A 12,097-nucleotide genomic window follows, 5' to 3' on the forward strand; every position below is an offset into this window, starting at 1 on the left:
ATTTCTTCGAGAAGTATAACACGCCATTGTGCTACAATACAAGGGTATAAGAAAGGAGAAACTATGAACATCACAGAACGTTTGGAACAATACGTAAAGATACACACCACCAGCGACGAAAACTCCGACACCTTCCCCTCCACCGCCCGGCAGACGGATCTCGCGAAGGTCCTCGTCGAGCAGCTGAAGGAACTGGGGCTCCGCGATGCCGCCATCGACCCCAACGGCTATGTCATCGCGCATTTGGCGGCGAACACCGACAAGGATATGCCCGTGGTGGGACTCCTCGCCCATATGGACACTGCCCCCGCCATGAGCGGCAAAGACGTCAAGCCCCGCATCGTCCACTACGAAGGCGGCGACATCGCCTTAAACGAAGAGAAAAACATCGTCCTCAAAGCAGAGGACTTCCCCGCCTTAGAAGACGTCGTCGGATTGGATCTGATGGTGACAGACGGCACCACCCTCCTCGGCGCCGACGACAAGGCGGGCATCGCCATTATTATGGCGGCCCTCCAAGAAATCATCGAAAAGGACATCCCCCACGGCGAGCTCGCCATCGGCTTTTCGCCCGACGAGGAGATCGGCCGCGGCATGGACCACTTCGACGTAGAGGCCTTCGGCGCGGACTTCGCCTTCACCCTGGACGGATCCCGCCTGGGCGAGGTGCAGTACGAGTGCTTCCACGCCGTCAGCGCCAAGGTCGACATTCAGGGCGTAAGCGTCCACCCCGGAAGCGCCAAAAACAAAATGATCAACGCCATCGCCCTCGGCATGGAACTGGACCGTATGCTCCCCGAGCAGATGCGGCCCCAATACACCGAGGGCTATGAAGGCTTCTTCCACCTGGATCAGTTCCACGGCAGCGTCGATTCCGCCGAAATGGCGTATATCCTGCGGGACTTCGACGCCGAAAAGGTGCAGGCCATGGAAGAGATTTTGCGCGCGGCGGTGGAATTTTTGAACAAAAAATACGGCGAACGCATTACGCTCACACTACAAGAAAGCTATCGCAATATGCGCGAAAAAATCGAACCCCATATGGACACCATCGAACTCTGCGTCGAGGTGATGGAGAAGATGGGGATCGAACCCGTTATCGAACCGATCCGCGGCGGCACCGACGGCAGTCGCCTCTCTTGGATGGGGCTACCCACGCCGAACCTCTTTACCGGCGGCATGAACTTCCACGGCCCCTACGAATATATTCCCATCCAACACATGGAGGCGGCGCGGGACTTCCTCGTCGCCCTCCTCGCCGAGATGGAAAAGCGGGCATAGATTGCAACTCCTCTACGCCGCGGCCGGCGGCGCCTTGGGGGCGGCGTGTCGCTTTGCCCTCTCCTATCTTCCGGTATCGAATCGCAATCTGCCCCCGGCCACCCTGCTCGCCAATCTCATCGGGTGCTTTCTGATGGGCGTCCTTTCCGCTAAGGCAGAGGCGCGGGGCTGGCATCCGAATCTCGAGATCTTTTTACAGGCGGGGTTTTGCGGCGGGCTCACCACCTTCTCCGCCTTTAGCAAAGAGACCGTCTCCATGGCCCAAAAAGGACAGCTGCCGGCGGCGACTCTCTATATCGTTTCGACGGTGGCACTGGGCTTTTTGGCCTTCTATCTCGGCCAACAAGCGGCAAAATAAAAGACGACGGAGCGTACCTTGCTCCGCCGTCTTTTTTTAATCGGCGATTTTCACCGAGCCCAACATGGAATAGACGCCGTCGATGGCGTAGTTTCTCTCGGAGGGCGCTTCCCCTTGTTTTCGGGGATCTTTCTCCGCCACTTTTGCCGCCACATAGCCTCCCTTACTTTCCCCCAGGAGGTAGACGTTCCGGTCCGGAAGTTCTGCCGGCACCCGGAAGATGCGGGCGATCTCTTCTTGGGTTTGCTTCCGGACGAAGCGGATTTCCGCTTTGTCCTCGCGGATCTCGACCCCCGCGATCCCATCCTCGGGCACGCGCCAGGTCATGGAGAGGGCGGGGACTTTTTCTTCCGTCGTGATGTCCGCATATACCAATCCCGATCCGTCGTAGAAGTCGAAGATCGCGATGCGATTCTTCTCGTCCCACTTTACAGGGCGCCCCATCTTCTCGAGAAAGGCCCGTCCCGGAATGTAATAGGCCGCATCTTCCCGAAAAGCCGCCCCTTCTCCCTTCGCCTTTACGGCCACGGGATAGTGCTTCTCTCGAGTGTTCATCCAGTCCAAATTATTTCCCTCCGCCTTTAAGAGCAGAAACAGATGCGCCGATAGGGGGGCTTGGTGGATATAGACCCGGTCGTCCACCACCTGAAAATCCCCCTTGGGATCCAGGTGCGTGCCCCCTACATAGACGTCCATCTTTGCATCTTGAGCGAAGGCGGGAGCCGAAAGCCCCATCACGGCGGCGAGTGCCGCGGTAAGTACGATTCTTTTCATAGTTTGCCCCTTTCGATGCCACGGTATCGTAGTAAATAGAGTATATCAGGAAATAAAAAATAGGGCAATAGATACCAATGATTCTTATAAAAATCCTTGAAATGGGCATAAAAAAATGCGGCATCGCCGCATTTTTTTGAGTTAATCCATTAATTTGGAGCCGTTCAATTTAATTCCGGGACCCATGGTGGAGGACAGGGTAACGGAACGCAGGTAGCGACCTTTGGCCGCTGCCGGCTTGGAACGGATGATCGCGCTCATAAGCGTCTTGAAGTTTTCGGTCAATTTTTCGGTGCCGAAGGAAACTTTTCCGATGGGCACGTTGATGATGGCCGCTTTGTCTACGCGGTATTCAACCTTACCGGCTTTGATTTCTTCTACGGCTTGTTGAATGTCGAAGGTGACAGTGCCGGCCTTGGGGTTCGGCATCAATCCCTTGGGACCGAGCACCCGACCGATACGTCCGACGACGCCCATCATGTCGGGGGTCGCTACGACGACGTCGAAGTCAAACCAGTTTTCTTCCTGAATCTTCTTTACGAGTTCTTCGCCGCCTGCGTAATCAGCGCCGGCTTCTTCCGCTTCCTTGAGTTTGTCGCCCTTGGCGAATACGAGGATGCGTTCGGTACGTCCGGTTCCGTGGGGAAGGACGACGGTGCCGCGAACTTGTTGGTCCGCGTGGCGGGGATCGACGCCTAAGCGTACGGCCAGTTCTACGGTTTCGTCGAATTTGGCCGCGGCGGTCTTTTGTACCAACTCTACCGCTTCCGCTACATCATAGAGATGGGTGCGGTCTACGAGCTTTAAACTTTCTTGATATCTTTTCCCTCTTTTGGGCATAGTAAACCTCCTTGTGGTTCAAGCGAAATGGAATTTCTCCCACTAACCTTCTACTTCGACTCCCATGCTGCGTGCGGTACCGGCAACCATTCGCATGGCGGCTTCTACGTCTGCGGCATTCAAATCGGGCATCTTTGTCTCTGCGATTTCACGGCATTGTTCCTTGGTAATCTTGGCGACCTTTTTCTTGTTGGGTTCGCCGCTTGCCGTGTCGATGCCGGCTGCCTTTTTGATGAGGACTGCCGCCGGCGGGGTCTTGGTGATAAAGGTAAAGGAACGATCTTGGTAAACGGTCATAACCACGGGAATGATCATACCGGCTTGGTCTTGGGTCTTGGCGTTAAATTGTTTGGTAAACTCCATAATGTTGACGCCGTGGGGTCCCAATGCGGTACCTACCGGCGGTGCCGGGGTAGCTTTACCTGCGGGAATTTGTAGTTTGACAATTGCTATGACTTTCTTGGCCATAGTACACCTCCTAATGTGGTTCTGCGGGGTTTCCCTCCCACTCTTACGTGTTGCTTGCTTACGCCTCGGTGAGTTGGTCGTGATCCAACTCCACCAGGGTGTCGCGGCCGAACATGGAAATGGACACTTTTACCTTGCCCTTTTCCGCATCCAGCGCGTCGACGATGCCGACAAAGTCCTCGAAAGGCCCGGTGAGTACCTTCACCCGGTCGCCCACGGCAAACAGATCGCCGTAGTCCTCGACCTTCGAAACGCCCAGGTTCTTGACCTCTTCCTCGGAAAGGGGAATCGGCTTGGAACCGGGACCGACGAATCCGGTTACACCTCTCGTGTTTCTGACGACGTACCAGGATTTGTCGTTCATGATCATCTTTACCAGGACATAGGAAGGGAACATCTTGCGTTCCTTGATCTTGTTAACGCCGTCTTTGGTTTCGACGTATTCTTCCATGGGAACCTGCACATCAAAGATCATATCGCCGAGATCCTGGTTTTTAACCATGGATTCCATATTGTCCTTGACTTTGTTCTCGTGACCGGAATAGGTATGGATCACATACCACTTGGCCTCGTCTTCTCTCTCGAGATCTTCGCCGTCTCTCTGATTCAAATCATCTGTCAATGGAAATCCTCCAATACGCTTACAATCCGAATATCAAAGACATAAGGTGGCTGAAGACAAAATCAATGGCGTAGATAAACAGTGCAGTTATGATGCTTACGACGATGACGATCAGGCTGTACTGAAACAACTGCTTCTTGGTCGGCCAAACTACCCGCTTAAACTCGCTCTTTACACCGCGAAAGTACTTGGACAGCGACTTGGCGTCCTGTTCCTTCGGCGTGGTGGTTTTTTGAGCCATTGTATCTCTCCTTATTTCGTCTCCTTATGAACCGTATGGGTCTTGCAGAATTTGCAATACTTCTTCATTTCCATACGCTCCGGCGTATTCTTCTTGTTCTTAAACGTTACGTAGTTTCTTTGTTTGCACTCGGTGCATTCCAAAGTTACGCGATCTGCCATAGGGCACCTCCTCAAAAATGGAAATAAACTCAATAAAAAAGTGGCTTTGAAGCCACCCTTTCCCGGTAACCCGGATTTGGTTTACGTAGTGCATTCTACCACCTGAGCGCATATTTGTCAATCGGTATTGCCGCCTCCGTCGAGAATTTCTTCCCATCGAGCCAAGGCCGACAGTTGCTTTTCTTTGACCGATGCGCCTTCTTCTTCAAAGGCGCGGGTCTCGGCGTCGACCGACGCCTTTTTCTCCTCGCTCAAAGCGCGTTCGCCGAAGGGATAGACCACCTCGTTCTCCCGCGCAGCATGTGCTTCGAGCAGGCGTACGTAGGCATACAAGAGCCCGAAGATGTCCAAAAGATGCGCCGCGCTCGCCTCCGATTCATACGCGATGCGTGCCGCCTCCAGATCCCGCACGATGCCCCGCGCCTGGTCGTGCTCGACGAGCATCCCCTGGCGCACGATTTTTTCGGCGACGTCGCCCCCGTCTTCGAGCATATAGTGAAAGAGGATCTCCTCTTCCTTGCCGTGGTGATGGGCATCGGAATAGTTCCTGATAAAGTCGATCATGCCGCTCAATTCGTCGAGAAACAAGATCTCGCCGTCCATGGCACGCAAGAGATACCGGCGAATCACCCGCGTAAAGCGCAGTATATTGTCGTGTTCCCGTACCAGCACTTCAATCCCGTACATAAACTTTCTCCTTTTCGATGATTTTTTCCGCCACGCGTATGCCGTCGATGGCGGACGAAACGATGCCGCCGGCATAACCCGCGCCCTCTCCCGTAGGATATATATTCCCGTGCGAGATCGACGCCAAACGTTTCGGGTCCCTGAGGATCCGCACCGGCGACGACGATCGCGTCTCTGGCGCCGTAAGGAGGGCGTTTTCGAGAAAGGCGGGAAATTTCTCCCCGATCTTTCGCATTCCTTCTTCGAGGAGCGTATCCACCGCTTCCGGATAGATTTCGTGAAGATCCGCCCTATAGGTGCCGGGGCGATAGGTAGGCGCCACCGCCTCTTCCCCGCCCCTCTTCAGATATTCCGATGCGGGCATAATCGGAGCGCGATAGGAACCCGTCATCTGAAAGACCTTTTGTTCCACAGACCGCTGAAATTCCATGCCCGCCAAAACGCCCGCGCCGTATACCGACTCGTCTACGGTGGCGAGGATGGCGGCATTGGCGTTTTCGCCGCCCCGATCCTTATAGCTCATGCCGTTGGTCACCACGCCCCCAATCTCGGAGGCCGCCGCCACCACATAGCCGCCGGGGCACATACAGAAGCTGTATACGCCGTTCTCGCCGAGCTTTTGGGTCACGGCGTATTCCGCCGGAGGGAGAAGTGCAGCCGCCTCTTTGTATTGGGCCGCATTCATCGCCTGCTGATTCTGCTCGATGCGAAAACCCACGGCAAAGGGCTTGGCCGACATAGCAAAGCCACGTTCCAGCAGCATCTCAAAGCTGTTTCGCGCCGAATGTCCCAAGGCAAGCACGCCGTAGGGCGATGCCACTTCGCCCCGAGAGGTGTGGAAGAGATATTCGCCCTCGTGTTCTTCGATATCGTCCAGGCGCTCGTTAAAGCGAAAGATCGTCCCCATCTCCTCGAGCTCTCTCCTGAGGCGCACCAATACCTTCCGAAGCGCATCGGTGCCCACATGGGGTTTTTTCTTGTAGAGCAGGCTCTCGTCTTCCGCCAGGCGCGAAAAGAGCGAAAGCACCAGGCGCCCGCGGGGGTCTTTGGAGCGGCTGGTGAGCTTGCCGTCGGAGAAGGTGCCGGCGCCTCCTTCCCCGAACTGCACATTGCTTTCGGGATCCAGGGGACCGCCGTTCCAAAAGGCTTCGACTTTTCGGATGCGCGCCTCTACCGCATCGCCCCGCTCCAAGACGATGGCGGGCATCTTCGCCTTGGCGAGAACATAGGCGCAAAAGAGACCCGCCGGTCCCGCGCCGACGATCACCGGCCGCCGGGTCGTCTCGACGCTAGCAAAGCGATAGCCCTCGTCGTCCACGCGAAAAAGGCGCCCGCTCTCTTTGAGCGCGCGTTCGGTCTCGATGTCGACGGATGCGACGTAGCGGATCTCGCGGCCGCGGCGGGCGTCGACGGACTCCTGATGGCGGCGGTAGCGATAGTCGCCCCCTTTGAGGCCTGTGATGCGCTCGATCTCTTTCTCGTAATGCGACGGATCCGAATCGATCGGTCGATGTAAATTGTGAATTCTGTATTTCATACCCCGATTATCCCCGAGGACGGCGCCGCCGTCAAGGCGACAGTTTGCCCAAAAACAGGAAAAGGCCTTCGCCGAAGCGAAAGCCTTAGGGGGGGGGAACCCTTACTTATGAACAATTTGATTGTACCGAGGACAGATCATCGAAGGGTGATCCCCGTGTAAAGTTTGTGTTATGAATAGCGCTTTTACGCCTTTTTCTTTCCCTTGATATAGTCCACGCCGGCGCGGATAATGGGCATACTCTCCATGCCGGGAACATTCTTATACAGACCCGTATCGACGCGCTCCACATGGCCCATTTTGCCCAAAATCTTTCCGTCGGGACTCAACAGTCCTTCTATATTATAGGCGCTGCCGTTGGGATTGTCGCGGTAGATAAAAGCGATTTGATTGTCCTTTGCCAACCGCTCGGCTTCGGTTGCGCTGACCGCGAGACGTCCTTCGCCGTGGCTTATGGGGACGAGGTATTCCTCGCCCGGCTTCAGGTAGCGCAACCACGGAGAATCGTTGGTGACGACGGCGGTCTTTACCATGCGCGCCACGTGGCGGCCGTTGTCGTTAAAGGTCAAGGTCGGCGAATCTTCGGTTTGTACCCGTGCCTCTCCGTAGGGCAAATAGCCCGACTTGATCAGCGCCTGGAATCCGTTGCAGATCCCCAGTACCAGGCCGTCATTGTCCTCGAGCAGCACTTTCATCGCCGCCCGCATTTCGTCGGTGCGCAGGATATTGGCGATAAACTTCGCCGATCCGTCGGGCTCGTCGCTAAAGCTGAATCCGCCGGGGATGGCGAAAATATCCGCTTCTTTTACCTTTTCGGCGAGGGTGCGGATGGATTCGACGGTCTCTTCGGCGCTTTGGTTGCAGAAGACAAAGACCTCCGCCTCGGCGCCCGACTCGGTAAAGACATCGGCGGTGTCGTACTCGCTATTGGTGCCGGGGAAGCAAGCGATCAACACCTTGACGTCCTCTTTTCCGTCGCGCGTGCGAATCCGCGTATCGGCGTCCGTGATTTCGGCGATGTCTTCTTTTTTCGCGTGTTTTTCCGGTGGGAAGATTTCTGCAAGCCCTTCGGTATAGGCGCGGCGCACGGCATCCACATCGAGTGCCTTGCCGTTTACGATATAGCCGGCCTCGGTGAGGGTGCCGATCTTTTCCACTTCGGCGAAGTCGGTTTCGTATTCGACGAGGATGTCGCCATACAGGGGATTGTAGAGATCGTCGAGTTCTACCGTAAAGCCCAGGTCGTTTCCGAGGGCCGAGATAACGAGGCCTGGCAGCGTACCCGCGTGGGTGACGGCGAAGGCGCTCTTTACATTGCCGCTGTGGATTTCTTTATACAGCACTTCGGCGCGCGCTTTGAATGCCTCGGCGTCGATCTTTTCGCCGTCTCGCGGCGCCGTGATGCGCCCCAATTGGTTCCCCGCCGCGGTAAAGGCGTTTCCGATCACGTCGTCTACCGCCACCGGCGCGATGGCAAAGGAGACGAGGGTCGGCGGAACGTCTTTGTCGCGGAAGGTGCCGCTCATGGAGTCCTTGCCGCCGATGGGGGGTACATCCAGATCCATGCAGGCGTCAAAGGCACCCAAGAGCGCCTTAAAGGGCTTTTGCCAGCGGGTTTCGTCTTCGCCCAGCTTCTCGAAGTATTCCTGGAAGGTGAAGTACATATCCGGAATTCTCGCGCCGGTCGCGACGAGTTTCGTCACCGATTCCCACACGGCGTAGTAGGCGCCGAAGTATTGGTTTTCGCTCAAAAACTCGGGATTGCAGCCGAAGCTCATCACACTGGCGGTGTCGCTCCGCTTGCCTTCTACGGGAATCCGCCCCGCCATGGCCTGGGTCGGGGTCATCAGATCCTTGCCGCCCAAGGGCATAAGCACGGTGCCGCGGCCCACGGTGTTGTCGAATTTTTCGATCAAATTCTTTTGGCTCACCACATTCAAGTCGCCCATGCGGGTCAGAATGTTGTCTAGATCGTAGTCGTCATAGCGGTTCAGGTAATGGCATTTTGCGTCCGCTTCCACTACGACCTTTTGTCGGCGCGCGGTCCCCGCGGTCTCGATAAAGGCGCGGTCCAATTCGGCGATCAGCACATCGCCGTAGTACATGCGCATATAGGGATCGGCGATGACTTCCGCCACGACGGTGAGTTCGAGATTTTCCTTCTTACATTCTTCTTCGAACAACGCGAGGTCTTCTTTTTCGATGACCACCGCCATCCGCTCTTGGGATTCGGAAAGGGCGATCTCACGCGGTGCGAGCCCTTCGTATTTTAAGGGCACCTTGTCGAGGTGGATCTCGAGGCCGTCGGCGAGCTCTCCGATGGCGACCGATACGCCGCCGGCGCCGAAGTCGTTACAGCGCTTGATTCTCGATGCCACTTGGGATTTGCGGAACAGGCGCAGGAGCTTTCTTTCCATGGGGGCGTTGCCCTTTTGAACTTCCGCCGATGCGGTATACAGAGACGATGCCGTGTGTTCCTTACTGGAACCCGTGGCGCCGCCGATGCCGTCGCGGCCCGTGCGACCGCCCAAGAGCAGAATCAAATCTCCCGGTTCGGGCGTGCCGCGCCATACGTCTTTTTCCGCCACGGCGCCCACCACCGCGCCGACTTCCATGCGCTTTGCCATATAGCCGGGGTGGTAGATCTCTTCGACGAGACCTGCGGGCAGGCCGATTTGGTTGCCGTAGGAGGCGTAGCCCACCGCCGCTTCGGTGGTGATTTTCTTTTGGGGCAGTTTGTTTTCCCAGGTCTCCTCCAACGGCGTACGGGGATCCGCCGATCCGGTGACGCGCATGGCCTGATAGACAAAGGCGCGGCCGGACAGCGGGTCGCGAATACAACCGCCCAGACAGGTAGAGGCACCGCCAAAGGGTTCGATCTCGGTGGGGTGGTTGTGGGTTTCGTTCTTAAACATCAAGAGATAGGGAATGGTCTCTTTCTCTTTCGTCGCCAAATCCTCCGCCTCGATCTCGATGCAAATGGAGCAGGCATTGATCTCTTCGGATTCTTCGATATTGGTCTTGATGCCCTTCGCCTTGAGGTGCTTTACCACAATGGTGCCCAGATCCATCAAGCTGACGGGTTTGGTGCGGTTCAGCGCGGCGCGCGTGGCTTCGTAGCGTCGGAAGGCCTCTTTGATATAGGGAGCGACGCCTTCTTCGAATTCGACGTCCAACTCCGTCAAGAAGGTGGTGTGCCGGCAGTGGTCGGACCAATAGGTGTCGAGGATGGCGAGTTCCGTTTCGTTGATGTCGCGGCCCAGTTCCCGAAAGTGGGCTTGAATAAAGGCAAAGTCCTCGATGCTCATGGCGAGATCCCGCGCTTCGAATTGCGCCTTTAAGGTCTCTTCGTCCCAGCTCGTAAAGCCTTCGACCACGGGGTTTTCGAGATTCTTTTCGCTTTCGCTCTGCAAGGTGGTGGGCACGCCGAAGAGGCTGCCGACCCGCTGGTCGACGGGATTGACCATCACCGATACGATTTCGTCGAAGTCCCCTTCTTCCAAATCGCCGCGGAAGTCGTAGACCGTGGCGGTGGCAGAGGTCAAATGCGTGTGGCCGAAGATCGCCGTCGCCGTGTCCATCACGCCGGCATTGCGCTGGTCGTATTGGCCGGGGAGGTATTCCACCACCAGGCCGTGGTCCATTCCGGCCGCCAGGGCATAGGCGTCTTCGTCGATATAATAGCGGTCGGTGGCGGGTTCGGCGAGCACCTCCCGGGCGAGTCGATCGACTTCTTCTCGCGTCAGGCCTTCGAGGTCGTATCTCGCGTAGATCTTTACGGCATCGAGCGCGATCCCCGATTCCTCGGCGAGTTGTGCCGAAAGCGCCTTGGCGCTCTCGTCAAAGCCTTCGCGTCGCTCCACATACACGCGGCTGACTTTGGGGCCGATGTCTCGTCGTATCTGCTTGTTCTCGAATCGGATCGCATCCGCCGCGGCATACACCTTTTCCATAGCGCGGTCGAAGTCGGCATCCGTCGCGGTGACCGTTAGCACGCGGCCGCCGTCGGTCACGAGCGCATCGCCTTCTCGTCGGGTGCCGGCGTGAAAGATCTTTACGTCCTTTGCCGCACCCAAGCCTTCGATGGCGACGCCCTTTTCCGAAGACGCCGGGTAGCCGCCGCTCGCGAGGGTCAAAGAGACGACCTTTTGTTCGTTTTCTTTCACTTCGACTGCCCCGAGGCGTCCCTCTGCCGTGGCGCACAAGATCGTGAGCAGATCGCCGTCTAAGCGCTCGAGCACCGATTGGGTTTCGGGATCGCCGAATCGGCAGTTAAATTCCAGGACCTGCGGCCCGTCGTTTCCGATCATGATGCCGATAAAGATCAGCCCGCGGTAGTCCATTCCATCGGCCGCAAGGCCCGCCATAAAGGGATTTACGATCGCATCTTCGATCTCCTCCAACAAGGGCAGCGCCTCCACATTGGGAGCATAGGTACCCATACCGCCCGTATTCGGGCCGCGACCGCCTTCGTAGATGGACTTGTGGTCCTTGGCGGTAGAGAGCGCCTTAAAGTCCTTGCTGTCGCAGAAGGCGAGCAGGCTCATCTCGAAGCCTTCCAAAAATGCCTCTACCACGACCTTGTCCGATTCGAACTTGCCTTCGTCGAAGACGTCGTTTACAAAGGCCTCCACTTCCGCCTCACTGCGGACGATTTTGACACCCTTGCCGGCGGCGAGTCCGTCGGCCTTCAGCACGCAGACCCTGTCTTTTTCCAACAGATTGCGCGCCGCCTGGCGTACGGCGTCTTCGTTTTCGGTCTCTATATACGCCGCCGTCGGAATGCCGTGGCGCACGCAGAAGTCCTTGGCAAAGGCCTTGCTGCCTTCCAAACGCGCCGCCGCTTTTTTCGGCCCGAAGATCGAAAGGCCCTCCGCCTCAAAGCGGTCGACGATGCCGTCGACCAAGGGCGCCTCGGGGCCTACGACGGTAAAGTCGATTTCCATTTCTTTGGCAAAGCGCACCAAGCCGCCGATGTCTGCGGTTTCGATGGCGATATTTTCTCCGATTTCCGATGTGCCGCCGTTTCCGGGGGCAAAATAAATCTTCTCTACCTCTTTGTTCTTTGCGATGGCCGCGCCGATGGCGTGTTCTCTTCCGCCGGCGCCTACGATTAATATCTTCACGG

11 protein-coding genes are annotated in these 12,097 nt (G+C 56.8%); 2 read left to right on the plus strand and 9 right to left on the minus strand.

Annotated elements, in window-relative coordinates:
* The first annotated feature begins 63 nt into the window (after positions 1–63).
* On the plus strand, positions 64–1,281 hold the full coding sequence (gene pepT / locus EL294_RS06330) for a peptidase T (RefSeq protein WP_126465899.1): 1,218 nt from the start codon (positions 64–66) through the stop codon (positions 1,279–1,281).
* A gap of 1 nt (position 1,282) precedes the next feature.
* A complete protein-coding gene (gene crcB, locus EL294_RS06335) occupies positions 1,283–1,639 on the plus strand; it encodes a fluoride efflux transporter CrcB (protein ID WP_164715248.1) in 357 nt (118 codons plus the stop codon).
* Between the two features lie 36 nt (positions 1,640–1,675).
* Here the strand turns inward: crcB and EL294_RS06340 are convergent, their stop codons facing one another.
* From EL294_RS06340 to EL294_RS06380, 9 genes are all read right to left on the minus strand, one after another.
* A complete protein-coding gene (locus EL294_RS06340) occupies positions 1,676–2,413 on the minus strand; it encodes a hypothetical protein (RefSeq protein WP_126465903.1) in 738 nt (245 codons plus the stop codon).
* 141 nt (positions 2,414–2,554) lie between these two features.
* On the minus strand, positions 2,555–3,253 hold the full coding sequence (rplA, locus tag EL294_RS06345; protein ID WP_126465905.1) for a 50S ribosomal protein L1: 699 nt from the start codon (positions 3,251–3,253) through the stop codon (positions 2,555–2,557).
* A 42-nt stretch (positions 3,254–3,295) separates the two neighbouring features.
* Positions 3,296–3,721 (minus strand): 50S ribosomal protein L11, encoded by a 426-nt coding sequence (rplK, locus tag EL294_RS06350; protein WP_126465908.1) that lies wholly within the window; start codon positions 3,719–3,721, stop codon positions 3,296–3,298.
* 58 nt (positions 3,722–3,779) lie between these two features.
* Complete coding sequence (gene nusG / locus EL294_RS06355) at positions 3,780–4,343, minus strand: transcription termination/antitermination protein NusG (RefSeq protein WP_232006466.1); 564 nt, start codon at positions 4,341–4,343, stop codon at positions 3,780–3,782.
* A gap of 19 nt (positions 4,344–4,362) precedes the next feature.
* Positions 4,363–4,584, minus strand: coding sequence for a preprotein translocase subunit SecE (gene secE, locus EL294_RS06360; protein ID WP_126465910.1), 222 nt, complete (start codon positions 4,582–4,584; stop codon positions 4,363–4,365).
* Between the two features lie 11 nt (positions 4,585–4,595).
* Positions 4,596–4,745: a 50S ribosomal protein L33 gene (gene rpmG / locus EL294_RS06365; protein WP_126465912.1), complete on the minus strand. Its 150-nt coding sequence runs from the start codon at positions 4,743–4,745 to the stop codon at positions 4,596–4,598.
* Positions 4,746–4,862: 117 nt separating this feature from the next.
* The gene (locus EL294_RS06370; protein WP_126465914.1) at positions 4,863–5,432 is read right to left on the minus strand and encodes a hemerythrin domain-containing protein; all 570 of its coding nucleotides are present in this window, start codon (positions 5,430–5,432) and stop codon (positions 4,863–4,865) included.
* Positions 5,419–6,969 (minus strand): NAD(P)/FAD-dependent oxidoreductase, encoded by a 1,551-nt coding sequence (locus EL294_RS06375; protein WP_126465916.1) that lies wholly within the window; start codon positions 6,967–6,969, stop codon positions 5,419–5,421. The genes EL294_RS06370 and EL294_RS06375 overlap by 14 nt, the downstream gene beginning before the upstream one ends.
* 185 nt (positions 6,970–7,154) lie before the next feature.
* A complete protein-coding gene (locus tag EL294_RS06380; RefSeq protein ID WP_126465918.1) occupies positions 7,155–12,095 on the minus strand; it encodes a phosphoribosylformylglycinamidine synthase in 4,941 nt (1,646 codons plus the stop codon).
* Positions 12,096–12,097: the final 2 nt, after the last annotated feature.

It is taken from the genome of Aedoeadaptatus ivorii (genome assembly GCF_900638585.1).
Lineage (GTDB): Bacteria > Bacillota > Clostridia > Tissierellales > Peptoniphilaceae > Aedoeadaptatus > Aedoeadaptatus ivorii.

Bases quoted from the DNA above. Each gene is read 5' to 3' on its own strand.
- pepT (WP_126465899.1), top strand. From the start codon at position 64: ATGAACATCACAGAACGTTTGGAACAATACGTAAAGATACACACCACC.
- EL294_RS06340 (WP_126465903.1), bottom strand. From the start codon at position 2,413: ATGAAAAGAATCGTACTTACCGCGGCACTCGCCGCCGTGATGGGGCTT.
- rplA (WP_126465905.1), bottom strand. From the start codon at position 3,253: ATGCCCAAAAGAGGGAAAAGATATCAAGAAAGTTTAAAGCTCGTAGAC.
- rplK (WP_126465908.1), bottom strand. From the start codon at position 3,721: ATGGCCAAGAAAGTCATAGCAATTGTCAAACTACAAATTCCCGCAGGT.
- secE (WP_126465910.1), bottom strand. From the start codon at position 4,584: ATGGCTCAAAAAACCACCACGCCGAAGGAACAGGACGCCAAGTCGCTG.
- rpmG (WP_126465912.1), bottom strand. From the start codon at position 4,745: ATGGCAGATCGCGTAACTTTGGAATGCACCGAGTGCAAACAAAGAAAC.
- EL294_RS06370 (WP_126465914.1), bottom strand. From the start codon at position 5,432: ATGTACGGGATTGAAGTGCTGGTACGGGAACACGACAATATACTGCGC.
- EL294_RS06375 (WP_126465916.1), bottom strand. From the start codon at position 6,969: ATGAAATACAGAATTCACAATTTACATCGACCGATCGATTCGGATCCG.